25 protein-coding genes are annotated in these 23911 nt (G+C 58.7%); 15 read left to right on the forward strand and 10 right to left on the reverse strand.

What is annotated here, in order from left to right; translation table 11 throughout:
* Nucleotides 1-337: 337 nt before the first annotated feature.
* Nucleotides 338-874 carry a DUF924 family protein gene (locus tag ACJ8IJ_RS08640; protein WP_442518645.1) on the reverse strand — a complete coding sequence of 179 codons (537 nt, stop codon included), beginning with the start codon at nucleotides 872-874 and terminating at the stop codon, nucleotides 338-340.
* 157 nt (nucleotides 875-1031) lie between these two features.
* Between ACJ8IJ_RS08640 and moeA the strand changes: the two genes are divergently transcribed.
* Nucleotides 1032-2270 (forward strand): molybdopterin molybdotransferase MoeA, encoded by a 1239-nt coding sequence (gene moeA, locus ACJ8IJ_RS08645; RefSeq protein ID WP_197752887.1) that lies wholly within the window; start codon nucleotides 1032-1034, stop codon nucleotides 2268-2270.
* A gap of 2 nt (nucleotides 2271-2272) precedes the next feature.
* Nucleotides 2273-3028 (forward strand): molybdopterin-synthase adenylyltransferase MoeB, encoded by a 756-nt coding sequence (gene moeB / locus ACJ8IJ_RS08650; protein WP_004939002.1) that lies wholly within the window; start codon nucleotides 2273-2275, stop codon nucleotides 3026-3028.
* Between the two features lie 51 nt (nucleotides 3029-3079).
* Here the strand turns inward: moeB and ACJ8IJ_RS08655 are convergent, their stop codons facing one another.
* Both ACJ8IJ_RS08655 and ACJ8IJ_RS08660 read right to left on the reverse strand, forming a co-directional pair.
* The gene (locus tag ACJ8IJ_RS08655) at nucleotides 3080-4672 is read right to left on the reverse strand and encodes an ABC-F family ATPase (protein WP_004939011.1); all 1593 of its coding nucleotides are present in this window, start codon (nucleotides 4670-4672) and stop codon (nucleotides 3080-3082) included.
* 136 nt (nucleotides 4673-4808) lie between these two features.
* Complete coding sequence (locus ACJ8IJ_RS08660) at nucleotides 4809-5036, reverse strand: tautomerase family protein (RefSeq protein WP_004939015.1); 228 nt, start codon at nucleotides 5034-5036, stop codon at nucleotides 4809-4811.
* Between the two features lie 63 nt (nucleotides 5037-5099).
* Here ACJ8IJ_RS08660 and ACJ8IJ_RS08665 point away from each other — a divergent pair, with 63 nt between their 5' ends.
* Both ACJ8IJ_RS08665 and ACJ8IJ_RS08670 read left to right on the forward strand, forming a co-directional pair.
* Nucleotides 5100-5567 (forward strand): winged helix-turn-helix transcriptional regulator, encoded by a 468-nt coding sequence (locus tag ACJ8IJ_RS08665; protein WP_156865363.1) that lies wholly within the window; start codon nucleotides 5100-5102, stop codon nucleotides 5565-5567.
* A gap of 58 nt (nucleotides 5568-5625) precedes the next feature.
* A complete protein-coding gene (locus ACJ8IJ_RS08670; RefSeq protein WP_033640893.1) occupies nucleotides 5626-6057 on the forward strand; it encodes a hypothetical protein in 432 nt (143 codons plus the stop codon).
* Here ACJ8IJ_RS08670 and cynR read toward each other — a convergent pair.
* Nucleotides 5981-6931 carry a transcriptional regulator CynR gene (gene cynR / locus ACJ8IJ_RS08675; protein WP_442518530.1) on the reverse strand — a complete coding sequence of 317 codons (951 nt, stop codon included), beginning with the start codon at nucleotides 6929-6931 and terminating at the stop codon, nucleotides 5981-5983. The two genes, ACJ8IJ_RS08670 and cynR, sit on opposite strands and share 77 nt — an antisense overlap.
* A gap of 111 nt (nucleotides 6932-7042) precedes the next feature.
* Here cynR and ACJ8IJ_RS08680 point away from each other — a divergent pair, with 111 nt between their 5' ends.
* From ACJ8IJ_RS08680 to ACJ8IJ_RS08695, 4 genes are all read left to right on the forward strand, one after another.
* Nucleotides 7043-7696, forward strand: coding sequence for a carbonic anhydrase (locus ACJ8IJ_RS08680; protein WP_197752890.1), 654 nt, complete (start codon nucleotides 7043-7045; stop codon nucleotides 7694-7696).
* Between the two features lie 19 nt (nucleotides 7697-7715).
* On the forward strand, nucleotides 7716-8186 hold the full coding sequence (gene cynS / locus ACJ8IJ_RS08685; RefSeq protein ID WP_004939029.1) for a cyanase: 471 nt from the start codon (nucleotides 7716-7718) through the stop codon (nucleotides 8184-8186).
* A 233-nt stretch (nucleotides 8187-8419) separates the two neighbouring features.
* The gene (locus ACJ8IJ_RS08690; protein ID WP_004939031.1) at nucleotides 8420-8677 is read left to right on the forward strand and encodes a YjhX family toxin; all 258 of its coding nucleotides are present in this window, start codon (nucleotides 8420-8422) and stop codon (nucleotides 8675-8677) included.
* Nucleotides 8678-8739: 62 nt separating this feature from the next.
* Nucleotides 8740-9246 (forward strand): GNAT family N-acetyltransferase, encoded by a 507-nt coding sequence (locus ACJ8IJ_RS08695; RefSeq protein ID WP_442518531.1) that lies wholly within the window; start codon nucleotides 8740-8742, stop codon nucleotides 9244-9246.
* A gap of 324 nt (nucleotides 9247-9570) precedes the next feature.
* Here the strand turns inward: ACJ8IJ_RS08695 and ACJ8IJ_RS08700 are convergent, their stop codons facing one another.
* Nucleotides 9571-10467, reverse strand: coding sequence for a LysR substrate-binding domain-containing protein (locus ACJ8IJ_RS08700; protein ID WP_442518532.1), 897 nt, complete (start codon nucleotides 10465-10467; stop codon nucleotides 9571-9573).
* A 132-nt stretch (nucleotides 10468-10599) separates the two neighbouring features.
* Between ACJ8IJ_RS08700 and ACJ8IJ_RS08705 the strand changes: the two genes are divergently transcribed.
* Entirely contained in the window at nucleotides 10600-11331 is a 732-nt protein-coding gene (locus ACJ8IJ_RS08705) for an isochorismatase family protein (RefSeq protein ID WP_442518533.1), read from the forward strand.
* Nucleotides 11332-11363: 32 nt separating this feature from the next.
* Here the strand turns inward: ACJ8IJ_RS08705 and ACJ8IJ_RS08710 are convergent, their stop codons facing one another.
* Nucleotides 11364-11711 carry an antibiotic biosynthesis monooxygenase family protein gene (locus ACJ8IJ_RS08710; RefSeq protein WP_442518534.1) on the reverse strand — a complete coding sequence of 116 codons (348 nt, stop codon included), beginning with the start codon at nucleotides 11709-11711 and terminating at the stop codon, nucleotides 11364-11366.
* Between the two features lie 175 nt (nucleotides 11712-11886).
* Here ACJ8IJ_RS08710 and ACJ8IJ_RS08715 point away from each other — a divergent pair, with 175 nt between their 5' ends.
* From ACJ8IJ_RS08715 to ACJ8IJ_RS08735, 5 genes are all read left to right on the forward strand, one after another.
* Complete coding sequence (locus ACJ8IJ_RS08715; protein ID WP_442518535.1) at nucleotides 11887-12570, forward strand: ArsR/SmtB family transcription factor; 684 nt, start codon at nucleotides 11887-11889, stop codon at nucleotides 12568-12570.
* A gap of 74 nt (nucleotides 12571-12644) precedes the next feature.
* Nucleotides 12645-13352, forward strand: a complete 708-nt coding sequence (locus tag ACJ8IJ_RS08720; RefSeq protein ID WP_280630762.1) for a glutathione S-transferase N-terminal domain-containing protein — start codon at nucleotides 12645-12647, stop codon at nucleotides 13350-13352.
* Nucleotides 13353-13483: 131 nt separating this feature from the next.
* Nucleotides 13484-14911: an alkaline phosphatase gene (gene phoA / locus ACJ8IJ_RS08725; protein WP_442518536.1), complete on the forward strand. Its 1428-nt coding sequence runs from the start codon at nucleotides 13484-13486 to the stop codon at nucleotides 14909-14911.
* Nucleotides 14912-15371: 460 nt separating this feature from the next.
* Nucleotides 15372-16952 carry a malate:quinone oxidoreductase gene (locus tag ACJ8IJ_RS08730; protein ID WP_280630763.1) on the forward strand — a complete coding sequence of 527 codons (1581 nt, stop codon included), beginning with the start codon at nucleotides 15372-15374 and terminating at the stop codon, nucleotides 16950-16952.
* A gap of 205 nt (nucleotides 16953-17157) precedes the next feature.
* The gene (locus tag ACJ8IJ_RS08735) at nucleotides 17158-17616 is read left to right on the forward strand and encodes a helix-turn-helix domain-containing protein (protein ID WP_280630764.1); all 459 of its coding nucleotides are present in this window, start codon (nucleotides 17158-17160) and stop codon (nucleotides 17614-17616) included.
* 75 nt (nucleotides 17617-17691) lie between these two features.
* On the opposite strand, the gene ACJ8IJ_RS08740 is transcribed toward ACJ8IJ_RS08735, so the two are convergent.
* From ACJ8IJ_RS08740 to ACJ8IJ_RS08755, 4 genes are all read right to left on the reverse strand, one after another.
* Nucleotides 17692-18732, reverse strand: a complete 1041-nt coding sequence (locus ACJ8IJ_RS08740; protein WP_048322570.1) for a fimbrial protein — start codon at nucleotides 18730-18732, stop codon at nucleotides 17692-17694.
* Between the two features lie 11 nt (nucleotides 18733-18743).
* The gene (locus ACJ8IJ_RS08745; RefSeq protein ID WP_015377184.1) at nucleotides 18744-21359 is read right to left on the reverse strand and encodes a fimbria/pilus outer membrane usher protein; all 2616 of its coding nucleotides are present in this window, start codon (nucleotides 21357-21359) and stop codon (nucleotides 18744-18746) included.
* Nucleotides 21360-21386: 27 nt separating this feature from the next.
* On the reverse strand, nucleotides 21387-22070 hold the full coding sequence (locus ACJ8IJ_RS08750; RefSeq protein WP_004939085.1) for a fimbrial biogenesis chaperone: 684 nt from the start codon (nucleotides 22068-22070) through the stop codon (nucleotides 21387-21389).
* Between the two features lie 66 nt (nucleotides 22071-22136).
* Entirely contained in the window at nucleotides 22137-22664 is a 528-nt protein-coding gene (locus ACJ8IJ_RS08755) for a fimbrial protein (RefSeq protein WP_004939088.1), read from the reverse strand.
* A 514-nt stretch (nucleotides 22665-23178) separates the two neighbouring features.
* Here ACJ8IJ_RS08755 and ACJ8IJ_RS08760 point away from each other — a divergent pair.
* Nucleotides 23179-23895, forward strand: a complete 717-nt coding sequence (locus ACJ8IJ_RS08760) for an EAL domain-containing protein (RefSeq protein WP_004939091.1) — start codon at nucleotides 23179-23181, stop codon at nucleotides 23893-23895.
* Nucleotides 23896-23911 lie beyond the last annotated feature (16 nt).

Genomic DNA, 23911 nt, shown 5'->3' on the forward strand with positions numbered 1-23911 from the left:
TCCCGCCGTTGCGCAGCGAATAAGCTGAGCGCGGTATCATTATTATTCAGTCTTTTTCGACTCTATTTAGTCCTACAGTGGAAGTACAGCATAACGTCCACGTCCCGCTTTTAGCGTAGCGCGCTTAGACCATTTCGCACCTTGAAATAGCTTATTGGAATAAAAACAGCAGGTTATAAAAAGCGGCAAACCGCTGACAGTGCGGCTGGGATTATTGGTAATTTCGCGAGAGGAAATAGCGGCATGGCGTAATGAAATAAACGTTCGCGCTGAGTCACGCTTATTGTGGCGCCCGGCCTGCTGTTTTTTCCCCAGCCGGGCGCAGATGATCCGACGATTAAAAACCCGAGCCGGGCTGCCGTAAAAAGGCCTCTTCTTCCGGCGTGCTGACGCGCCCCAATATTGCGTTGCGATGCGGGTAGCGGCCGAAACGATCGATGATCGCCTTATGCCGTAGCTCGAACTCCAGCTGGTCGCCGTTATTAAGCTCGGTATATAACACCAGCGCCTGCTGGTGGATCAGCGGCGATTCCGAATGCATGAACGGCAGATAAAGGAAGCCGCGCTGCTCACGGCTCAGCCGTTCGCACTCGCCGCTGCGGATCGCCTCCTGCGCCAGGACCAGCGACATGCCGTCGCAGGCGAACGACTGCGGCGTGCCGCGAAACAGGTTGCGGCTGAACTGATCGAGCACGATCACCTCCGCCAGGCGCCCTTCGATGGTGTCGCGCCAGTGCGCCAGTTCCCCCGCCGCCGCCGCCCGCCAGATTTCGCCGAAGCGGCTATGCAGCAGACGATCGAAATCATCGTCCTTTTTGAACCACATCACCGGTTCGATCTCGTCGAACCAGAACTCGATAACCTGTTTATGCATCATGATCCTCCTGTGTTTTAGGCAGTTTATACCCGTTCGCGCTTCCGGCGCAGTGCGAAAGATGGCGGGCATAACCCGTTCTCCCCCCCGGCGTTCTCTGCCATAATAGCCGCACTTTGTCGCTATCATTGCGCACCCTGATTACGGAGTTCCCCTTATGGATCATTGCCATACTTCCGATCTCATCTCCCTGGAGCAAGCGCTGGAAAAAATGCTCGGGCAGATCGCACCGCTGCAACAGACCGAATCCGTCGCGCTGACCGCCGCCGCCGGCCGCATCACCGCCGCGCCGGTGGTCTCACCGCTCGACGTGCCGCCATTCGCCAACTCGGCGATGGACGGTTATGCGGTACGCCTCGCCGATCTGGCGGCCAATGCGCCATTGCCGATCGCCGGGAAAGCCTTCGCCGGCGCGCCGTTCGACGGCCAATGGCCGGCCAACAGCTGCGTGCGCATCATGACTGGCGCGCCGATCCCGGCCGGGGCGGAAGCGGTTGTCATGCAAGAGCAGGCAGAAGTGAGCGACCAGGGCGTGCGTTTTACCGCCCCGGTAGAAGCCGGCCAGAATATCCGTCTGGCGGGCGAAGACATTCGCCGGGGCGCGAGCGTGTTGCCGGCCGGCGTGAAGCTGGGCGCCGCGCAGCTGCCGCTGCTGGCTTCGCTCGGCGTCGCCGAAGTGCAGGTGATGCGTAAGCTGAAGGTTGCGGTGTTCTCCACCGGCGACGAACTGCAGCCGGTCGGCCAGCCGCTGCAGGCAGGCCAGATCTACGACACCAACCGCTTCGCGGTGCGCCTGATGCTGGAGCAGATGGGCTGTGAAGTGCTCGATCTCGGCATTATCCGCGACGATCGCGATGCGCTGCGCGCCGCCTTCGAACAAGCGGACAGCCAGGCCGACGTAGTGATCAGCAGCGGCGGCGTCTCGGTCGGCGAGGCCGACTACACCAAACAGATGCTCGACGAACTGGGCCAGGTCAGCTTCTGGAAGCTGGCGATCAAACCCGGCAAACCGTTCGCCTTCGGCAAACTGGGCCACGCCTGGTTCTGCGGCCTGCCGGGCAACCCGGTTTCCGCCGCCCTGACCTTCTACCAGCTGGTGCAACCGCTGCTGGCGAAGCTGGCCGGCCACAGCGACTGGCGCCTGCCGCCGCGCCTGCGCGCCCGCGCGCTGACGCCGCTGAAGAAATCGCCGGGGCGCCTCGATTTTCAGCGCGGCGTGTTCAGCAGCAACGCCGCGGGCGAACTGGAGGTCAGCACCACCGGCCACCAGGGCTCGCACGTCTTCAGCTCCTACAGCCAGGGCAACTGTTTCATCGTGCTGGAGCGCGAACGCGGTTCGGTGGCGGTAGGCGAAACGGTGGAGATCGAGCCGTTCAACGCCCTGCTGAGGAGCTGAGCATGCTGCCGGAATTGACCGACGCCGAAGCGCTGCGCTACAACCGTCAGATCGTGCTGCGCGGCTTTGACTTCGACGGCCAGGAGAAGCTGAAGGCCGCCCGCGTGCTGATCGCCGGGCTGGGCGGGCTGGGCTGCGCCGCCGCGCCTTATCTGGCGGCGGCCGGCGTCGGCCATCTGGTGCTGGTGGATTTCGACACCGTCTCGCTCTCCAATCTGCAGCGCCAGATCCTGCACCGCGACGATCGCATCGGCCAGAGCAAAGTCAGCTCCGCCAGGCAGGAGCTGAGCGCCATCAATCCGCATATCCGCATCGATGCCATCGACGGCCGTCTGGAAGATGACGCGGTCGCGGCAGAGATCGCCGCCTGCGATCTGGTGCTGGACTGCACCGACAACGTGGCGGCGCGCGACGCGCTGAACCGCCTGTGCCACGCGCAGCGCAAACCGCTGGTTTCCGGCGCGGCGATCCGCATGGAAGGCCAGCTCAGCGTGTTCACCTATCAGCCGGGCGAGCCCTGCTACCGCTGCCTGAGCCGGCTGTTCGGCGACAGCGCCCTCACCTGCGTCGAAGCGGGCGTGATGGCGCCGCTGGTCGGCACCATCGGCACTCTGCAGGCGATGGAAGCCATCAAGCTGCTGGCCGACTACGGTCAGCCGCTGCGCGGCAAGCTGTTGATGTTCGATGCAATGAGCATGCAGTTCCGCGAGATGAAGCTGCCGAAGGATCCGCACTGCGAGGTGTGCGGCGGGGAATGACGGATAAAAAAAGGGCGGGATAATTCCCGCCCTGATGCGTTGCCGCGAGGGTTACACGATACCCTGGCTGCGCAGATAGTCTTCGTAGTTGCCGGTAAAGTCGATCACCTTGTTCGGGGTGATTTCCAGAATGCGCGTCGCCAGCGAGCTGACGAACTCACGGTCGTGGGAGACGAAGATCAGCGTGCCTTCGTACATCTCCAGCGCCATGTTCAGCGATTCGATGGATTCCATATCCAGGTGGTTGGTCGGTTCGTCCATCACCAGAATATTCGGGCGCTGCATCATCAGCTTGCCGAACAGCATGCGCCCCTTCTCACCACCGGACAGCACCTTCACTTTCTTCTTGATGTCGTCCTGGCTGAACAGCAGACGGCCCAGCACGCTGCGCACCGCCTGCTCGTCGTCTTTTTCCTGCTTCCACTGGCTCATCCAGTCGAACACGCTCAGGGTGTCGTCGAACTCGTATTCGTGATCCTGCGCGTAGTAACCGATACGGGCGTTTTCTGACCACTTGACGGTGCCGCTGTCCGGCTGCGCGTCGCCCACCAGCGTTTTCAGCAGGGTGGTTTTACCGATGCCGTTGGCGCCCAGCACCGCGACCTTCTCGCCCACTTCCACCATCAGGTTCAGCTTGCTGAACAGCGGGCCTTCATCGAAGCCCTTGGTGAGCGCTTCCACTTCCAGCGCGTTACGGAACAGCTTCTTGTCCTGCTCGAAGCGGATGAACGGGTTCTGGCGGCTGGAGGCTTTCACCTCTTCCAGTTGGATCTTGTCGATCTGACGAGCGCGCGAGGTGGCCTGCTTGGATTTGGAGGCGTTGGCGCTGAAGCGGCTGACGAACGATTGCAGCTCATTGATCTGCGCCTTCTTCTTGGCGTTGTCCGCCAGCAGACGCTCACGCGCCTGGGTGGCGGCGGTCATGTATTCGTCGTAGTTGCCCGGATAAACGCGCAGTTCGCCGTAGTCCAGATCCGCCATGTGGGTGCAGACCATGTTCAGGAAGTGACGGTCGTGCGAAATGATGATCATGGTGCTGTTGCGCTCGTTGAGCACGTTTTCCAGCCAGCGAATGGTGTCGATGTCCAGGTTGTTGGTCGGTTCGTCGAGCAGCAGGATTTCCGGATCGGAGAACAGCGCCTGCGCCAGCAGCACGCGCAGTTTCCAGCCCGGCGCGATTTCGCTCATCGGGCCGTAGTGCTGCTCAACCGGAATACCCACGCCGAGCAACAGTTCGCCGGCGCGCGCTTCGGCGCTGTAGCCGTCCATTTCGCCGTAGGCCACTTCCAGATCGGCCACTTTATAGCCGTCTTCTTCGCTCATCTCCGCCAATGCGTAGATGCGGTCGCGCTCTTCCTTCACCGCCCACAGTTCGGTGTGGCCCATGATCACGGTATCCAGCACGCTGTACTGCTCGAAGGCGAACTGATCCTGACGCAGTTTACCCAGGCGCTCGTTCGGATCGAGGAACACGTTGCCGCCGCTCGGCGCCAGATCGCCGCCGAGGATTTTCATAAAGGTGGACTTGCCGCAGCCGTTGGCGCCGATCAGGCCGTAACGGTTGCCGCCGCCGAATTTGACAGAGATGTTTTCAAACAACGGCTTACTGCCGAACTGCATGGTGATGTTGTTAGTGCTTAACACAGCGCTCGCTCTTTATACATAGGGAATGTGATTTGGCGCGCATTATGCCACAACGGGGTGCAGAGATCGCGGGAAGTTTCGGTGACATTTTGAGCGCCTGCGGCATCCTATCCTTTTCGCAGGCGGCATAGTTGAATTAACGCGGCGGGAACTTCGCGGCAATCATCGCCGCCGTCGGCTGCACACCGCCCAGGCTCCATTGTTCGGGCGCATGTTCATCGATTCTGACCCAAACCGACTGCCTGAACGCCGGATCGCCTCGCCCTTCTATCTCCACCAACAGATCGGTAATGCGGGACAGCAATTCGCTTTTTTGCCGTTCATCCAGCATGCCTTTCACCGTTTGCACATTAACAAATGGCATTATACTCTCCTTGAATATAATTAAGTCTAAAAACAAGACTTAGATTAGCGAAGGAAAATGCCCATGTCAAAATCTCCCGATCTCCCTACCGTTTCTCTTGCCCTGTGCGGGCTGGCGCAGGCCGCGGACCTGCTTGGCGATCGCTGGACGTTGCTGATCCTGCGCGAATCATTCTACGGCGTTCGCCGTTTTGAAGAGCTGCGCGAGAATATCGGCGCTTCGCGCCAGGCGTTGAGCAACCGTCTGAATGCCATGGTAGAACAAGAACTGTTGGCCAAACGCGCTTACCGGGAGCCGGGCGAGCGTGAGCGACATGAATATGTCTTGACGGACAAGGGACGCAGCCTGGGGCCCATCCTGGTTGCGCTGATGGCATGGGGCCACCGGCATATTCTGCATGACACCCCCCACGTTCAACTGGTGGATAAACACAGCGGGCTGCCGGTGCAGCTGGCATTTATCGATGCGCAGGCCCGCGTGGTGCCTGAAGACGCGCTGCAAATGTCGGCCGTTGAGCTCCCCCGGGCCTGACTTACCCATTCTGGTCTACGCTTGATACCAGACTGATTTAGGACAAGGATGCTGAACCATGCCACACCTCTATAACACCGCGCTGCTGATCGGCGCTGCGCTGAGCGCCATCGCCGCCCTGCTGCATATTTGGGTGATCGCCGCCGGGCCGCGCGGCTATCGGCTGTGCGGCGCCGGCGATCGCTTCATTAAGGCGGCGGAAGCGGGTAAAAAGTTCCCGGCCGTCGTCACCGCGGGTATCGCGCTGGTGCTGTTTATTTGGGCGCTGTACGCACTGTCCGGCGCCGGGCTGATCGCGCCGCTGCCGCTGCTGCGGCCCGCGCTGTTTATCATCACCTTTATCTACCTGCTGCGCGGCGTCGCCGGCCCTTTCGCCCTGCGCGATACCGGCCGCAGCCAACGCTTCATCGTCGTCAGCTCGCTGATTTGCCTCGGCTTCGGGCTGGTGCATCTGCTGGGGATGACGCAGCGCTGGGGGGCGTTGGCGTAACGCCCTGTTGCTGCAAAACGGCGATAAACGCCTGCGCGGCGGCGCTGCGGTAAGCGCCTTGGCGCTGCAGCAACACCGCCTGCCGGGCCGGCATGGCGTTGGCCAGCGCCACTTTTTTCAACTGCCGGTTCTCGCGCGCAATCGCGGCCGGCAACAGCGTGGCGAGCTGCCCCCGCCGCACGATCTCGACGATAGCGCCCAGCGCATTGGCCTCCACCGCCACCAGCGGCCGAAACCCCAACTGTGTGCAGTAGCGATCGATAAACTGACGCGTGGCGAAGTCGCCGCTCAGCAAGGCCAGCGGCAGATGTCGCCACTCCGCCAGCGTCAGCGGCCGACGCCGCGCCGCCAGGGGATGATCGGCGCCGACCATCAGCTCCAGCGTCTCACTGAACAACGGCGTCGCTTCCACCTCCACCGACTGCGCCATCTCAAAGGCGATGCCCAGATCCAGCCGATCCTGCGCCAACAGCGCCTCGATCCGCTCTTGCGCCATCTCCTCAATGCTCAGCGTAATCCCCGGGTAGCGGCGATAGAACGCATCGATCGTCGGCCCCACCAGATAGGCGGTGAACGTCGGCGTCATCGCCAGCCGCAAATGGCCGCGCGCCAGCGTCGCCACGTCATGGATCGCCCGCGCGCCGGCGTCCAGATCCTGCAGCGCCAGGCGCGCATAGCGCATCCAGGCCTCACCGGCGTCGGTCAGCTGCACCCTTCTGCCACTGCGATCGAACAGCGGCGCTCCCAGCGCATCCTCCAGCTGTTTGATCTGCTGCGACAAGGTCGGTTGCGAGACGTGCAGCGCTTCGGCGGCACGGGTGAAATTGCCCTGTTCGGCCACGGCCAGAAAATAACGGATATGTCGCAGCAGCATAGCGCCCCAACTATTAGTAATACCTATAGCCATCATTATAAATGGGTCTTAGACCCTATAGCCAGAAGCGTTCATCATGCCGTCATCGCTTACCCCCCAGGGAGAAAAACAATGAAAGAGGTAATTGAGGGCTTCCTGAAGTTCCAGCGCGAAGCCTTTGTTGAACGCACGGCGCTGTTTCAACGGCTGGCGACCCGCCAAAATCCGCGCACCCTGTTTATCTCGTGTTCCGACAGCCGCCTGGTGCCGGAGCTGGTCACCCAGCGCGAGCCGGGCGATCTGTTCGTTATCCGCAATGCCGGTAACATCGTGCCTTCTTTCGGCCCCGAACCCGGCGGGGTCACCGCCTCGGTCGAGTACGCGGTCGCCGCGCTGGGCGTGGAAGATATCGTGATCTGCGGCCATTCCGACTGCGGCGCGATGACCGCCATCGCCACCTGTCAGTGTCTGGATCACCTGCCGACGGTCGCCGGCTGGCTGCGTTACGCCGATTCCGCCAAGGCGGTCAATCAGGCTTATCCACATGTCTCCAACGAGGCCCGGGTCGCGTCGATGGTGCGCGAGAACGTCATAGCCCAACTCAACAACATCAAAACGCACCCTTCCGTCGCCCTGGCGCTGGATCAGGGCCGCCTGGCGTTGCACGGCTGGGTCTATGACATCGCCAGTGGCGCTATCGAGGCGCTGGACGGCGAAACCCGCCGCTTCGTGCCGCTCGCCACCCATCCCGAGGTGACCGCCACGCCGGCGATCGCCCGTTTTTAAGCCAACAAAAGGAGCCAACATGACACACTCTCTGCATAACGCCGCCCCGCGCGAAGCGCTCACCGACACCATCATGGCCGCCAAGATCCGCCATAACCTGACGTTCGAAGCGCTGGCCGAGGGCACCGGCCTCAGCCTGGCGTTTGTCACCGCCGCCCTGCTGGGGCAGCATGCGCTGCCGGAACCGGCAGCGCGCACCGTGGCGGCCAAGCTGGGGCTGGATGAAGAAGCGGTGCAGCTGCTGCAAACCATCCCGCTGCGCGGCAGCATTCCCGGCGGCGTGCCGACCGACCCGACCATTTATCGTTTCTATGAAATGCTGCAGGTCTACGGCTCCACGCTGAAAGCGCTGGTGCACGAGCAGTTTGGCGACGGCATCATCAGCGCCATCAACTTCAAGCTGGATATCAAGAAGGTCGCCGATCCGGATGGCGGCGAACGCGCGGTGATCACCCTGGACGGCAAATACCTGCCGACCAAGCCTTTCTGATTGGCCTTGCGCCGGCGGCCCGCGTCGCCGGCAAATTGACAGCCAACCGGCCATTGGCTACATTAACTGCGCTGAAACGCCGCCCTGGCGTTTTTCACTGCCCGAGGCCTGTATGTTGGAGATTGTAACCACCCGATAGTCGCTTCCTTGCCGCATGGCGAGGGACTCTGACGTATCCGACGCGCGTTTGCGCGGGGATGCGCGTATCTGGGGTTATTACAGGATCTCCCAACATGAACATTTCCAAAGCGGAACAACGCGTGCTGCACGTGTTGGCCAAAGGCGGCTATATCGCCTTCACCCGCAACGACGCCGGTCGCGTCACCCACGTCGAATGCTACACCCGCGAAGGGCTCGGCCTGGCCGACTGCTCGCTGGCCGTTTTTACCAAGCTCAAAACCAAACGCCTGATCCTCTCTCGCCAGGGGCGCCCTTATCGCGTCACCTTCGCCGGGCTCAAGGCCGTGCGTGCGCAGCTGGATAACCGTTAATCATCGATACCGGCCGGGCAGGCAGCCCGGTCGGCTCAGCCTTATTGAATCAGGATACAACCATGAACATCACGTTACGCCACGAAACGCCGGCCGACGTCGGCGCCATCACCACCCTGACCGCCGCCGCATTCCTGCACGCCGAACACAGCAGCCACACCGAGCAGTTTATCGTCAATGCGCTGCGCGCGGCGGGAGCCCTCACCCTGTCGCTGGTCGCCGAGCACAATGGCACACCGCTCGGGCACGCGTCCGTCTCACCGGTCGTGCTCAGCAACGGCGCCGTTGGTTGGTACGGGCTGGCGCCGGTATCGGTGCTACCGGCCTGTCAGAACCAGGGGATCGGCAGCCGGCTTATTCGCCGGCTGCTGGCCGAGCTGCAGGAACGCGGCGCCGCAGGCTGCGTGGTGCTGGGCGAGCCGAACTATTACGGCCGTTTCGGCTTCCAGGCGCAAGACGCGCTGACCCTGGCGGGCGTGCCGCAAGACTACTTCCGCGCCGTCGCCTTCCAGGGCGCGCTGCCGTGCGCGGAGGTCACCTTCCACAACGCGTTTAACGCCGAAGCCTAACCCTGTTGCCGGCGCCGTCATGGCGCCGGTTTTCAGTCCCGCTCGCCATAACGCAAGATAGTCATCCCTTCTTCTTCCGCCGGGAAAAAAAGTACTGTGCCAGGCGCTCAAACTCCGTTTCGCTCAGTGCAAACGGGTTGCAGGGTAGGTTTTCATGACGTTCTCCGCTCGTTGCCGGAAGGGGATAAAAAAACCCGCCTGCCGGCGGGTTTTTATTGGCGACACACGCGCTATCCCACCCTCTGGAGAAGGGTGATAATAATTTGCGCGAATGGGCGGTAGGATTTTTTCATAGCTAATGAATATGACAACCGTACGCCGTTGTCAATTCGCCGTCATCAATCCCTGTTCTCGCACAAACTCGGTGAATAAACTCACTTTCTGCTGCACATGCCGGCGCGTCGGGTAAACCGCGAAGACCTGATGCACGTCGGCAATCTGTTCAGGGAACAGCCGCACCAGCCTGCCGGCGGCGAGCTCGGGATCCGCCACGAACGACGGCAGCGAACCGATGCCCAATCCCGCCACCAACATATCCCGCAACATCAGGCTGTTGTTGGCGATCAACCGGGGAGTGAACGCCACGCTCAGGCTCTCCTCGCCGGCGGTGAACTGCCACTGCCCCGGCCTTTCCGCCAGGGAATAGGCCAGACAGCTGTGTCGCTGTAATTCATTCGGCGTTTGCGGCATGCCGTGCTGCGCCAAATAGCCGGGAGCGGCGCAAATTCGCTGGTGCACTTCACCCAGCGCCCGGGCGCTGAGGGAAGAGTCCGGCAGCCCTCGGCGAATGCGCAAGGAAATATCGAAACCAGCCGCCACTACGTCCAATACCCTGTCGTCCAGCGTCAGTTCCACCTGCAACTGCGGGTAACGTTGCATAAACAGCGGCAACAGCGGCGACAGCACCGTCAGGCCGAATGAGAGCGGCGCATTGACCCGCAGCGTGCCGGAAACCTGCTGCGCGCTGGCGGCAACCGTCTGTTCCAGCGCGTCGAACTCGCCGAGCAACCGACAGGCTTCCTGGTAATAGATCTGCCCGGCTTCGGTCAGGCTCATGCTGCGGGTGGTGCGCACGAGCAACAGCGTCCCCAGCCGGCTTTCCAACTGCTTAATCTGCTTGCTCAACGCCGCCGGCGTGATCGCCAGATCCTCCGCCGCCTTATAGAAACTGTTGCGCTCAACCACGCGGCGAAAGGCGCGCATCGTCAGTAGCACGTCCATATTATGTCCTGATAGTTAATTATAAATTCAATAAAACACAGATTATTAACCCCAACAACCTAAGTAGACTTTATCCAACCGCTTCCCTGAGTGGTAAGTGAATTTAATCTACTGATAATAATGGAGTTAATAATGAAAAAGACCCTGTTCGCCCTGATGCTCGGCCTGAGCGCCGCCACCGCCCCCGTCGCCGCGCTGGCGCAATCCCCCGCCGCCGATAGCCGCCAGGCGGGTTATGTGCAGCCGCTGACCGCCGACAACAGCCTGTTGCTGTTGGTCGATCTGCAGGACATGTTCGGCATGACCATTTCCTCTATCGATCAAACCAATCTGGTGAATAACGCCGCCGGCATCGCCAAGGCCGCCAAAGTGTTCAACGTGCCGACCATTCTGGCCTCGGCCAACGCCAAAAGCTTCGCCGGGCCGGTATTCCAGCAGGTGACGCAGGCGCGCCCGGACCTGCAGGTGTACGACCGCACCGCCATCAACGTCTGGCAGGATCGGCGCGTGGTGGATCTGATCAAACAATCCGGCCGCAAGAAAATCATCATCGGCGGGCTGTGGACCGCCAACTGCGTGATGCTGCCGGCGCTGTCCGCCCTGGGCGAGGGTTATGAGGTTTATATCCTGTCGGACGTCACCGGCGACATTACGCCAGACAGCCAAAACAACGCCATGCAGCGTCTGGTTCAGGCGGGCGCCACGCCCATCAACTGGGTAGCGTTGATGCTGGAATGGCAGCAGGACTGGAGCCGTAAAACCACGGCGGGGGGCGTATTGCAGATCGCTCGCGACCACGGCGCCGCCTGGGGAATGGGCGCCAGCTACGCCGGAGCGATGAAGGTGGGCAGCGAGGCGAAATAGCGGGTGAAAGCCCGCCGGCGGCGGGCTTTTTCTCAGGTACGGTGATAACAACGGCTATCCTGCGGCGCCTGGTCGCGACTTTTCAGCCCGTAGTCCCGCACCACCTCCGCCACCCGCAGGCGATACTGCGCCAGCACCTCGCCACGGCCGCGCGCCTGCGCCGCCCGGTGCTGTTCGAGATTGCGCCACTGCTGCACCGCCGTTTCGTCGCGCCAGAAGGAGAGCGACAGCAGGCGTGCAGGATCGGCCAGGCTTTGAAAGCGCTCGATGGAAATGAATCCGTCGATCTGCGCCAGCAGCGGCTTCAGCTCCGCCGCCAACGTCAGGTAGGTATCGCGCTGCCCGTCGGCAGCCTGCAGTTCAAACATCACGGCAATCATCCTCGTCTCCTCTCAACGGTAAAATTCCGGCACGCGCGCATTGAGCGAACGGCGCCACTGCACCGATTTCAGCGCCCGCTCATCAATATCCAGCGGACACGGGCGCACAGCACCAGAATGCGATAGCCACAGGCTAGCGATGGACGCGCCGTCATACTTCGTCTAACCTCGAAGTATGCATAACATCGAGATAGAAGATCGTTTAGCGGCGCTCAGCGCCGCCATCGCCGACCGCACCCGGGCGCGCATGCTGTGCCTGTTGATGGACGGGCGCGCCTACACCGCCACCGAGCTCAGCGCGGCGGTCGAGGTCGCCCCGTCTACCGCCAGCGCACATCTGGCGAAGCTGCTGGAGCAGCGGCTGATTGCCTGCCTCAAACAGGGGCGCTATCGCTATTTTCGGCTGGCCGGGCAACCGGTGGCCGCAGCGCTGGAGGGTCTGATGGCGCTGGCGGGCGTGCCGCGCCCGTCGGTGAAAAGCAGCACGCCCACCTCGCTGCAATATGCTCGCACCTGTTACGACCATATGGCGGGCGAGGTGGCGGTGAAGCTGCACGATCGGCTGCATGCGCTGAACTGGCTGACCGGCGAAGAAGACTACCGGTTAAGCGACGTCGGTCAGGCCGCGCTGGCGCGGCTGGGCGTCGATTGCTCCCCCGCTCCCCCCCGCCGCCGCTTCGCCTGCGGCTGCCTGGACTGGAGCGAACGTCGCTCTCACCTCGGTGGCGCGCTGGGCGCCGCGCTGTTAGCCGCCTTTATCCAACGCGGCTGGATCGTCCGCCGGCTCGACAGCCGCGAACTACAGCTGACCCCTGCCGGTAAAAAAGCGCTGGCCGCACATTTTGACCTCACGGTGTAACCCGGCGGCGGGGTAGTTTTACTGCAATACTCAAGGGGTACGCTTAAACGACCCCGCCAACCCGAGGAGTTTCCATGCTCGATTCCACCCAATTCCCGATCGTCAAACGCTGGCCGGCTCAGCACCCGGAACGGCTGCAGCTCTACTCTCTGCCGACGCCGAACGGCGTCAAAGTGTCCATCATGCTGGAAGAGATCGGCCTGCCTTATGAAGCGCACCTGATCGACATCGGCAACAACGAGACCTGGACGCCGGAATTCCTGGCGCTGAACCCGAACGGCAAGATCCCGGCGATCATCGATCCCGACGGCCCCGGCGGCCGGCCGCTGCCGCTGTTCGAATCCGGCGCCATTCTGCTCTACCTGGCGGAAAAGAGCGGCCGTTTCCTGCCGCAGGATCCGGCGCAGCGTTATGAGACCATTCAGTGGGTGTTCTTCCAGATGGCCGCCGTCGGCCCAATGTTCGGCCAGCTCGGTTTCTTCCACAAGTTTGCCGGACGCGAATATGAAGACAAGCGGCCGCTGGAGCGTTACAAAAACGAATCGAAACGTCTGCTCGGCGTATTGGAAACGCGCCTTGAAGGCCGCGACTGGATCATGGGTGCGGACTACACCATCGCCGATATTTCGCTGCTGGGCTGGGTGCGTAACCTGATCGGCTTCTATGAGGCGCGCGAACTGGTGGAGTTTGACAATTTCCCGCGCGTCGCGCAGTGGCTGGAGCGCGGTTTGGCGCGGCCGGCGGTGCAGCGCGGGCTGGCTATTCCGGCGCGCGCGGCCTGATTGTCAAACGGGGTGGCCGCCGGGCCATCCCGTCTTTCATTGTCATAAAATTGTCATCCCTCTGCTCTACTCTCCTTTCGTAACAATTTGATGTTATTTACATTGTTGTATTACGACAAGGAGCTTACCCCATGCAACCTGCTGTATCCCTGATCGCCGGCGCCGTGCTGTCCGCCCTGCTCTGTTCCTCCGCCATCGCGGCGGAAACCTCGGCCAATGCCGATGGCCTGACCGAACGCGCCGCGCGCGGCAACCTCGCCGAACCGGGCGGCGCCCGTCGTCTGGCCGGCGATCAGACCGCCGCGCTGAAGGCGTCACTGTCGGACAAAACGGCGAAAAACGTGATTCTGCTGATCGGCGACGGCATGGGGGATTCCGAGATCACCGCCGCGCGCAATTACGCTGAAGGCGCAGGCGGTTACTTCAAGGGCATCGACGCCCTGCCGCTGACCGGGCAATACACCCACTACTCGCTGGACAAGAAAACCCACAAGCCGGATTACGTGACCGATTCCGCCGCCTCCGCCACCGCCTGGACCACCGGGGTGAAAACCTATAACGGCGCGCTCGGCGTGGACGTGAACGGCAAAGATCAGCCGACGCTGCTGGAGATCGCCAAGGCGGCCGGCAAGGCCACCGGCAACGTCTCCACCGCCGAGTTGCAAGACGCTACGCCGGCGGCGCTGGTGTCGCACGTCACCTCGCGCAAATGCTACGGCCCGGAGGAAACCAGCGAGAAATGCGCCGCTAACGCGCTGGAAAACGGCGGCCGCGGCTCCATCACCGAGCAGTTGCTGAAAACCCGCGCCGACGTCACGCTGGGCGGCGGCGCGAAGTCCTTCAACCAGCTGGCGAAAAGCGGCGAATGGCAAGGAAAATCGCTGAAAGATCAGGCGGCAGCCCAGGGTTACCAGTGGGTGAGCAACGCGGATGAGCTGCAGGCCGTTACGTTGGCCAACCAGCAAAAACCGCTGCTGGGTCTGTTCGCCGACGGCAACATGCCGGTGCGCTGGCTGGGGCCGAAAGCCAGCTACCACGGCAACCTCGACAAGCCGGCGGTAACCTGCGAAAACAATCCGGCGCGCACCGCGGCCACGCCAACGCTGGCGGCGATGACCGAAAAAGCGATCGCACTGTTGAAAGATAACCCGAACGGCTTCTTCCTGCAGGTAGAGGGCGCGTCGATCGATAAGCAGGATCACGCCGCTAACCCGTGCGGGCAGATTGGTGAAACCGTCGATCTGGACGAAGCGGTGCAAAAAGCGCTGGCCTTCGCCCGCGCCGACGGCAACACGCTGGTGATCGTCACCGCCGACCATGCGCACTCCAGCCAGATCGTCGCCGACGACGCCAAAGCGCCGGGCCTGACCCAGATGCTGACCACCAAAGACGGCGCGCCGATGACCCTCAGCTACGGCAACTCGGAAGAAGAGTCGCAGGGGCACACCGGCACCCAATTGCGCGTCGCGGCCTACGGCCCGCACGCCGCCAACGTGGTGGGATTGACCGATCAGACCGATCTGTTCTTCACCATGCGCGATGCGATGGGTATCAAGTAACCGCCTTCTGCACGATGGCCGCCCGCAACGGTGGCCATTTATTATTGGTTACCGATAGGCATTTGCAATTTAACCGCAATTATTGTGTGATAACGAAATAACGTTTAATTACGCGACAATTAACCCCCGAAAATAACGCGGTTATACGGCATCTCCTCCCTCTTTGTTTATTACTGCGACAGCAACCGGCCTATTTTTGCTTATATTCATTTTTTTTAGTTACAAAAGTAGTTTTTAACATTCTCGCAAACAATAATACCCCGCCAGTAACGTGAACCGATCAATTTGCATCCGGACGGCCTGCAATAGTTCACTTTTCGTTAAAAACCCTATTAACAAAAAGGCATTATTGCTGCCTATCGGCTCACGCCGGGCGGTCGGCTTCATTATTTCCAGGGTAACTCCCGCTAAATTCTTTCACCTGCAATGAGTAGAATTTACACACAAGAGATTTAATTCAATGAGAAAATTACTCGTCCTGATTTTCAGTCTCAGCCTGTTTGGCGTTACGCAACAGGCGACGGCTGAAGAGAAGAATAAAACCGTCGACGTGGTGTTGATCGGCGGCGGCATCATGAGCGCCACCTTGGGTACCTATCTGCATGAGCTGGAGCCGACCTGGACCATCGACATGTACGAGCGCATGAACGGCGTGGCGGAAGAGAGCTCCAACGGCTGGAACAACGCCGGTACCGGCCACTCCGCCTTCAGCGAAATGAACTACACGCCGGAAAAAGCCGATGGCACCATCGACATCAGCAAGGCGGTGAAGGTTAACGAGTCTTTCGAAATCTCCCGTCAGTTCTGGTCTTATCAGGTGAAAAACAATGTCCTGAAAGATCCGAAATCCTTCATTAACAGCGTGCCGCACATGAGCTTCGTGTGGGGCGACGACAACGTCAACTTCCTGCGTAAACGCTACGCGGCGCTGCAGCACAGCACCCTGTTCCGCGGTATGGAATACTCCGAAGACCCTGCGCAAATCAAACAGTGGGCGCCGCTGGTGATGAACGGCCGCGATCCGGCGCAGAAAATCGCCGCCACCCGCATGCCGTTGGGTACCGACGTTAACTTCGGCGTGATCACCCACCAGCTGGTTGACGCACTGAGCGCCAGCGACAAGTTCAAGCTGAACCTGAGCCACGAAGTGCGCGACATCAAGCGCAACGCCGACCAGACCTGGAGCGTAACCGTTGCCGATCTGAACCGCGACGGTAAAGAAACCACCGTTAACGCCAAGTTCGTGTTCATCGGTGCAGGCGGCGCGTCCCTGACCCTGCTGCAGAAATCCGGCATCCCTGAGGCCGACGGTTACGGCGGCTTCCCGGTCGGCGGCCAGTTCCTGGTCACGACCAACCCGGAGATCGCCAACCAGCACCTGGCCAAAGTGTATGGCCTGGCCAGCGTAGGTTCGCCGCCGATGTCCGTGCCGCACCTGGATACCCGCATGCTGGACGGCAAGCGCGTGCTGCTGTTCGGGCCGTTCGCCACCTTCTCCAGCAAGTTCCTGAAGAACGGTTCGCTGTTTGATCTGCTGCACTCGCTGAGCACCTCGAACCTGATGCCGATGACCCACGTCGGTCTGGATAACTTCGATCTGGTGAAATACCTGGTCGGCCAGCTGATGATGAACGACGACGATCGCTTCGCCGCATTGAAAGAGTACTTCCCGGACGCCAAGCAGGAAGACTGGAAGCTGTGGACCGCAGGCCAGCGCGTACAGATCATCAAGAAAGACGCGGATAAAGGCGGCGTGCTGCAGTTCGGCACCGAAGTCGTCAGCTCTGAAGACGGCAGCATCGCCGCTCTGCTGGGCGCTTCGCCGGGCGCTTCCACCGCTGCGCCAATCATGCTGCACCTGATGGAAACCGTGTTCAAAGACAAAGTGGCGACGCCGGAATGGCAGAGCAAGCTGAAAGAGATCATCCCGTCCTACGGCCACAAGCTGAACGGCGATATCGAGATGACCAACAAGATCCGCGGTTACACCAGCAGCGTGCTGGGTCTGAACTACATTGAAGTGAAACCGGAAACTAACTGATTTTCCGTCACTTCCTACTGAAAAGGCCGCTTTATGCGGCCTTTCTTTTATTCCCCTGCCGTTCAAAGAGCATTTTTGGCCACCTTTTTATCCCCGGCTTACCCTTGCGTAACGGCGTAGTCACGCCTATTATCAAAGCATATTCTTGGATAATTAAGCTAAGTCACTGTGACCTGAATGTCGTTTTTGCGGGAGAACTAAAACCATGGATCGCGTCAATATCATTCACGATTTACTAGACTGGATTGAAACTCATCTGGATCAGCCGCTGCTGCTGGACAACGTCGCCGCCAAGTCGGGCTACTCCAAATGGCACCTGCAGCGCATGTTCCGCAGCACCACCGGCCACGCGCTCGGCAGCTATATCCGCGAGCGGCGCCTGTCGCAGGCGGCGCAGGCGCTGCGCTCCACTCCACGACCGATCCTGGATATCGCCCTGCAATACCATTTCGACTCTCAGCCTTCGTTCTCGCGTGCCTTCAAGAAACAGTTCGGCAAAACCCCGGCGGTGTATCGCCGCACCACCCGCTGGGACGTCGCGGAATGGCCGGCGCAGCCGATAGAAATGCAGGCCGAACCGCGCCATGATGCCCCCGCGTTACCCCGCTGGTACGCCGGCAAGCCGCCGGAAGGTGTTTGTACCAGCTGGATGGGGCTGCGTTAATCAGCGCGGTATAAGGCACAAAAAAGGGTTCAGTTCGCGAAAACTGAACCCTTTCTCTATTGACGAGACACCGAATTATTTGAAGGTGACGTCAATATTCGCCGATGCGCTGAACGGCCCCACTTTCGGGTTGGTGCTCAACCATTTCAGGCTGGCCATAAAGTTCTTTTCAACGATGGTGCCGTTGACCAGGCCCAGATCGACCGGGCTGTTCATCATGATCGGCGTATTTGGCGTCGCCGCCTGCGAGATCAAAATACCGAAGCCGCTGTCGCTGGTCGGCAGGATCACGCTGTTATCCTGCAGCGGATAAGTGCTGCTGAAGCTGGCCTGCAGCGTCTCCCCCTGGCAGTCCTGTCCGGTCGTCGGATCGGACATATTGGCGGCAACCGAGAATGGCACCTGTTTCTCGATTTTGCCTACCACCGCATTCTGACGCGGGATAGTGCCGAAATTCACCGTCGAACCGTTGTTGGCCACCACGGTGATTTTCGGGTTGCAGGAAATAAACTGAATATTGCCCAGCCCGGAAATGTAGGCGTTAAAGTTGCTGTTCGGACGGCTGTTCAAACCGCCGACGCCATCAACCTGGAACACCGAGTACGAGTTGTTATCGTTGATCTTGCCGCCGGCCGGCGGCGCCTTGCCGGTCGCTTTGATATAGACAGCATACGACACGGTAACCGTCAGCGGTCTGGCCGGAGACAGGCAGCGGCTGCCCGAACGACGGCATTCCGTGCCGGGCCCCACGTCCTGGCGTGCGCCCTTAGTCGGTTTAACATCGATCCCCTGATAAGTGACACCCACTTCGATCGAGTTATGGATCTGACTCATGCGAGCCTGAGGATCCCAATATAAGTAGGCGTTTTCACCTTGCGGCATACCATCCGTATCCGAGCACTGAAAAACGGAAGTAAAGGTCTGCGAACGCCACAGCAACGCGCCCGGCGCGGTATTGGCGGTCGACACCTTGATGGCTTTATCCAGCACGATATCCTGGCGAATGCTGCCGTTCTGCTTACACGACAGCGCATAGCTGCTCTGCGAAAACGCGCCCAGCGTGACCAGCAGCCCAGCCGCCAACCCGAGATTCTTATGCTTTAACAAAGAAGACATATCCTTTCCTTTTACGGTTTTCCGCAGGTCAGCGAAAGTTCCTGATAACCCATCAACTGTTCGGTCGCCGCTTTCAATTCCGGCACCACCAGTGAGCAGCTCTCGCCCGCGTCGTTGCCCCATTTCACCAGCAGACGATCCCCTGCGGAGGCACCTGAGATATAAATATCGCCGTTGGTACCGACAGTACCGTTGTTCTTGCCGTCCGCACTGAAGACGTTGGCGCCAATCGGCGGTACGCTGCCGTCGGTCATCTTGCTGTGTACCAACAGGCTTTGGCCCGTGTGCGTTTCAAACTTCACGCGGGTGATTGCGCCGTAAGTCGGCACCACGTCTCTTGCCGCCATCGGGATATCCAGGCCGTTGCCGATATCTTCGGTGCGCAGCGCCACGCGGTTATGGCGGTATGGCGACGCAGAGGTCATCACTGCGTAACCGAAGCGGTCGATGGCGACGCCCGGTTGGTTTTCGATACGAACGCCCTTGGCGTCTTTGGCTTCCACCAGCACAAACGTATTCTGCAGCGGCTGGGTCAACGTCACACCGCCGGAGTGTGCGACGATACCGCCCGCCACGCCCAACGAAGACTGCTGATAATCTTTGCTGTAGCTATAACCGGCATTGATGGTCCCCATGCTGCCCTGATAACCGACGTTGGCCGAGCTGGTTTGGCCCGAGTAACGATCATGGCCGCTTTGCACCGCATAGTTCAAGCGGTTGTCATCCAGCGCGGTGCCGCTCAGGCCGGCGCTGTAGGTGTTGCCGCTCTGCTTGCTGTGGCCGGCGTTGAAGCTGGCGGTCATGTCCGACGAATCCTTGCTGAAGAAGCTGAACGGAATCGATACGGTCAGGTTGACGCTGCGGTCTTTATAGCCGTAGTTGCTGCGGCTGTCCTGATAAAAGACGCCATAGCTGATATTTTTATAGCTGCTGTTAAAACCGGTTTGTACGGTGCGGTCTTCGCCGGATCCGCCCCAGTAAGACTGGTTGCTGAGGTTGGCGTACAGCGTCGAATTACCGGCGATGCGCTGGTTGACAGACAGCTCAACGCGCTGGCGTTTGTTGTTGAAACGGCTGGTGTAATAGCTGCGGCGGCGAGATTCCGCCCAGTCCGGCACGCCCAGGTTGCGATCGTTTTGATCGTAGTAATCGTTACGGTAATAACCGTTCTCATAGCGTTCGCGCTCGGCAACCGCATCGGAGAAATCATAATAGCCGGAGGTCGAGTAACGGTAACCGGCAATGCGGAATTCCGTCCCCCAATCGTTGAGCGACTTGGAATATAGGAAACGGAAACTCTCCCCCTGCTTGTCATCGCCGTTCACCAGGTTGGTGTCGGAATAGGACATATCAAAAGAGACAGCCCCCCAGTTCCCCAGGTTTTTACCGAGGCCCACGACCGCTGAACGGTAGTTTTCCGCCACCAGCACGCCACCGTAAGGCGTGATGTCATACGCCATACCGTGCGACAAGGTGCCTTGGACAAACTTGGGCTGATAGCGGCTGGTGCCGTCGTGGTATTTACCGGCGGTCAGCTGATAGTTCCAAATCCCTTCGCGCAGCATGTTCGGCACCGAGGAGAACGGCACGACGAAAGAGGTTCTCGAACCGTTGGCTTCGATCACCGTCACGTCCAGGTTACCGCTCAGGGTGCTTGGGAAAATGTCCGTCAGTGCAAACGGCCCTGGCGGCACGTTGGTGCTGTAAATGGTATAGCCGTTCTGACGCACTTCAACGCGCGCGTTGGTCGTCGCCACACCGCGCACCACCGGCGCATAGCCGCGCTGGCTTTCCGGCAGCATGTCGTCGGCGCTGGACATCTGCACACCGCGGAATTGAATGCTGTCGAAAACATTGTTATTGGTGTTGGTCTGGCCGATCACCAGACGGCTGCGCAGAGAAACGATGTCCGTTTCCGCCCAGCTGGAAATGTTCTTCCAATGCGTACCGGCGCCCGACTGTTGGTTCAACGTCGAGTTGTTGCGCAGGCGCCAATCGCCAATATTGAGGCCATTGTTAAGGCTCAGGAAGTAATAGTCGGAAGTCTTGTCGTTCTGATTGTTGCCGTAGCGGTTATGAGTGCCGCTAAAGTTATAGTTAACAAAGCCGGCATTGATGCCGCGATCGTAAACTTTCGGCGAAATGGCACCTTGCGGGCGCGGGATCAGAAACACCTGCGGCACTTCCAGATCCATACGCTGTACGGCGGCGTCATAGCTCAGCTTGGCGCCGGAGATCTGTTGTGGCAATGCGTAGCATTGCGCGGCACCGGCGGTGGTCAGATCGCCGGGCAGCTTTACGCCGTAATCCTGATAGTCCGCGGCCGTCAGGCACGGCGCTACCGGAGAGTCTTTGGATTCTTTCTTGAACTCGATTTCGCGGTGATCGATACGCTGCCCGTTGAGATAAATATCAAACGGATATTTACCCGGCAGAATGTCATCCCCGCTGGCCAACGACGCCACCTGGGCGATATTGTCATCGCCATGGATGAAGGAGGTGTTGAACTGCTCCTCCGCCATGGCCATATGTGAGAATGAAAAAGGCACAGCAGAAAAATAAATTACACCATTAATCAGCTTCACCAAACGTTTTGGCGCGAGGGTTGTTATTCTTTTGTGTGCCATTTCTTTCATTCCTTGAAGTGCTTCAAATCAATTCAGTGCGACGTTTTTAATCTCGGTGTGACCGCCATAGTCGTTGATATAGGTAAACGACATATTGTTGGCTGATTGCGCCCCCTGAGGCAGGGAAATACGCAGGCTGTCGTGTGGCTTGACCATGTCGGCGTTCACTTTCCAGCTCTTGCCGCCGCTCTTCAGGTTCAACACGCCCAGCGTGACGAACAGCGGGCCATCGTTAGTCACGACTAAATTGCCGCCCTGGCGCTTCCACTTCAGCGCTTCCGCCTGCTGTTGCAGGTTGGTTTTCAACGAATCCGGGCGATAGAACAGTTTGATACGAGTACGGATCGCCACCTGCAGCACGTTATCTTGCTTAGGCGTTGGCGGAATTTCCTGTACGTTGACCCAGAGCAGAGATTCTCTGTCCTGCGGCAAACCGCTGCCGGAATAGATAAAACGCAAAATGGCGTCTTTCTTGGCAGCCAGCTTCAAAATGGGTGGCGTCACCACGATCGGCAAATTCTTAGGCATCTGGCTTGCATCGCCAGTATCCAGCCAGGTTTGCACCATATAGGTATCGTCGCTGTCATTGCTGATTGAGAGCGATGCGGATTTACTTGCGCTGTTATAGATGACACGCGTCGCATCAACCTGAATGCCGGCAAAGGCATTAACAGAGAATGCGAATAAAATACCAGTCAGAATTTTTTTCATCGGAATGTCTCAACTCTCAAAATTTAGCCATCCTTGGCCAATAACTCTATCTATCCTGCCAGCGAATTATTTGTATTCGATGGTGAAGGTAGCGTTAGAGTTTGCCTGACCGGCAGTTACCAGATCCTGGAAGGATTTGTAACGAGCGCGCAGGTTGAAAGTCGCAGCGCCTGGGTTATCGCCATCAGCAGCAACAGTTACGGTAGCTGGGGTAGCCACTTCCTGAGAGATTGGCAGAGTAGAACCGTTGTTATCCAGAATTTCAACGCCAACGCCAGTCGCGCCGCCAGTTACAGCCAACAGCTCTGGGTGACCGGCTGGGGTGTTACCGTCGAAACGCAGGGTGTAGTTACCCGCTTCACATTTCTCCAGGCTGATATCGAAAGCTTTAGCACCGCTGGTAGAACCGGCAGTTGGGAAAGCGGTGGTAGGATATTTACCCAGGTAAACTTCTTTATTCTGGTCTTTATCAACAACTTTACAGGTGGACTGTACAATTTCACCGGTGAATTTAACGTTGCCGTTTGCTGCCATTGCGTTGGAAGCAGTTGCAGACAATACCAGGGCAGCCAAAGGCAATAATACTTTTTTCATTTCCAGCTCCATAGAACAATAAAATAATCGATTCAGTGGCGGGCTTATATATATATTGCCGCCACTGAGCATACACTCAGCGATAGCACTCCCTTGCTGAAAAGGAGCGTTGCCTCGATGAACTCATTGCCGGACGAAATATAGACTAAGCATATTCTTAATGTTAAATCGTTTAAAACATTCATAAGCCCCCTCTTGATAGGAATAAACTATCGGCGGATACCTATCGATCGATGTTGACGATTCATATGAATAGGAATAATCTGTGTTTGGGAAAGCTGCAGAGTTCAAGATTTTGCGTTAAGGCCTGAAAATCAGAATATTATCCCGAATATTTACATTTAGTAACAGATTGCGACGTTTGGACTTTGGCACGAATTACGCGTTTAATGGTCTGTCGACACGTTTCGGCCATCCTGACGCTTTAAATAAGAAATTTACCAATAAACCTGGAGTAACTTTCTTTTTAATCATTTAAAATCAACAAGTTAAATATCAATCCAAGGATTGGGAAATGAGCGGTTCTTTCAGAGAGAAAAATAACGGCATTAATTATGTTTTTCAGCCAATGTTCGCGAAATCGGGACAATTGCTGGCCGTTGAATGTCTGTCTCGCTTTACGTTTAATAGCGAATATGCCCATTTTTCTCCTGAACAGTTCTTTCGCCATGCCGACAGCGCCACCCGGATTGAGATTTTGATGGATCAGATCAATCTGATCGATAAATACAAACACTGGTTTCATGAAAACCAAGTGATAGCCACTTTGAATGTTGACGATTATTCCCTGCAATCGCTGGCGAATAGTCACTTTGCCGAGAGAATTAATGCCCTGCGCTGTATTCATTTTGAGATCAGCGAGAATTCAACCCGGCTGGTGAAAGATCGCGTGCACGGCGATCCGTCATTGAATAGTTATTCATTTTGGCTCGATGATTTTGGTTCTGGCTATGCGGGTTTTTCCGCGTTGTACAACAGCCAGTTCCGCTTCGTTAAGCTCGATCGTTTTCTGCTCTGGGACTTTATGAAAAAGTCCGGCGGCGAGGGCTTGATGCGCGCGTTACTGCGCTTCTTTTACCTTAATCATTACAAGGTAATTATCGAAGGAGTTGAAACTCCCGAACACAAGAAATGGCTGGATGAAATGCCATATTACGCACTGCAGGGAAAGCTGTGGAAGGAATCCAGCATCAAGGATTTGAACTCGCTTCTTACAGCTGAATACTTTTAACTCGGTATTGGTGTTT

The sequence above is a fragment of the Serratia sp. CY40230 genome, from assembly GCF_052168835.1.
GTDB lineage: Bacteria > Pseudomonadota > Gammaproteobacteria > Enterobacterales > Enterobacteriaceae > Serratia > Serratia nematodiphila.

Coding starts and splice junctions, on each gene's coding strand:
- phoA (WP_442518536.1), top strand. CDS start 13,484: ATGCAACCTGCTGTATCCCTGATCGCCGGCGCCGTGCTGTCCGCCCTG.
- moeA (WP_197752887.1), top strand. CDS start 1,032: ATGGATCATTGCCATACTTCCGATCTCATCTCCCTGGAGCAAGCGCTG.
- ACJ8IJ_RS08660 (WP_004939015.1), bottom strand. CDS start 5,036: ATGCCATTTGTTAATGTGCAAACGGTGAAAGGCATGCTGGATGAACGG.
- ACJ8IJ_RS08750 (WP_004939085.1), bottom strand. CDS start 22,070: ATGAAAAAAATTCTGACTGGTATTTTATTCGCATTCTCTGTTAATGCC.
- ACJ8IJ_RS08700 (WP_442518532.1), bottom strand. CDS start 10,467: ATGGACGTGCTACTGACGATGCGCGCCTTTCGCCGCGTGGTTGAGCGC.
- ACJ8IJ_RS08720 (WP_280630762.1), top strand. CDS start 12,645: ATGCTCGATTCCACCCAATTCCCGATCGTCAAACGCTGGCCGGCTCAG.
- ACJ8IJ_RS08760 (WP_004939091.1), top strand. CDS start 23,179: ATGAGCGGTTCTTTCAGAGAGAAAAATAACGGCATTAATTATGTTTTT.
- ACJ8IJ_RS08755 (WP_004939088.1), bottom strand. CDS start 22,664: ATGAAAAAAGTATTATTGCCTTTGGCTGCCCTGGTATTGTCTGCAACT.
- ACJ8IJ_RS08735 (WP_280630764.1), top strand. CDS start 17,158: ATGGATCGCGTCAATATCATTCACGATTTACTAGACTGGATTGAAACT.
- ACJ8IJ_RS08690 (WP_004939031.1), top strand. CDS start 8,420: ATGAACATTTCCAAAGCGGAACAACGCGTGCTGCACGTGTTGGCCAAA.
- ACJ8IJ_RS08665 (WP_156865363.1), top strand. CDS start 5,100: ATGTCAAAATCTCCCGATCTCCCTACCGTTTCTCTTGCCCTGTGCGGG.
- ACJ8IJ_RS08740 (WP_048322570.1), bottom strand. CDS start 18,732: ATGTCTTCTTTGTTAAAGCATAAGAATCTCGGGTTGGCGGCTGGGCTG.
- ACJ8IJ_RS08730 (WP_280630763.1), top strand. CDS start 15,372: ATGAGAAAATTACTCGTCCTGATTTTCAGTCTCAGCCTGTTTGGCGTT.
- ACJ8IJ_RS08705 (WP_442518533.1), top strand. CDS start 10,600: ATGAAAAAGACCCTGTTCGCCCTGATGCTCGGCCTGAGCGCCGCCACC.
- ACJ8IJ_RS08695 (WP_442518531.1), top strand. CDS start 8,740: ATGAACATCACGTTACGCCACGAAACGCCGGCCGACGTCGGCGCCATC.
- ACJ8IJ_RS08680 (WP_197752890.1), top strand. CDS start 7,043: ATGAAAGAGGTAATTGAGGGCTTCCTGAAGTTCCAGCGCGAAGCCTTT.
- ACJ8IJ_RS08745 (WP_015377184.1), bottom strand. CDS start 21,359: ATGGCACACAAAAGAATAACAACCCTCGCGCCAAAACGTTTGGTGAAG.
- moeB (WP_004939002.1), top strand. CDS start 2,273: ATGCTGCCGGAATTGACCGACGCCGAAGCGCTGCGCTACAACCGTCAG.
- cynR (WP_442518530.1), bottom strand. CDS start 6,931: ATGCTGCTGCGACATATCCGTTATTTTCTGGCCGTGGCCGAACAGGGC.
- ACJ8IJ_RS08670 (WP_033640893.1), top strand. CDS start 5,626: ATGCCACACCTCTATAACACCGCGCTGCTGATCGGCGCTGCGCTGAGC.
- ACJ8IJ_RS08715 (WP_442518535.1), top strand. CDS start 11,887: ATGCATAACATCGAGATAGAAGATCGTTTAGCGGCGCTCAGCGCCGCC.
- cynS (WP_004939029.1), top strand. CDS start 7,716: ATGACACACTCTCTGCATAACGCCGCCCCGCGCGAAGCGCTCACCGAC.
- ACJ8IJ_RS08710 (WP_442518534.1), bottom strand. CDS start 11,711: ATGATTGCCGTGATGTTTGAACTGCAGGCTGCCGACGGGCAGCGCGAT.
- ACJ8IJ_RS08640 (WP_442518645.1), bottom strand. CDS start 874: ATGCATAAACAGGTTATCGAGTTCTGGTTCGACGAGATCGAACCGGTG.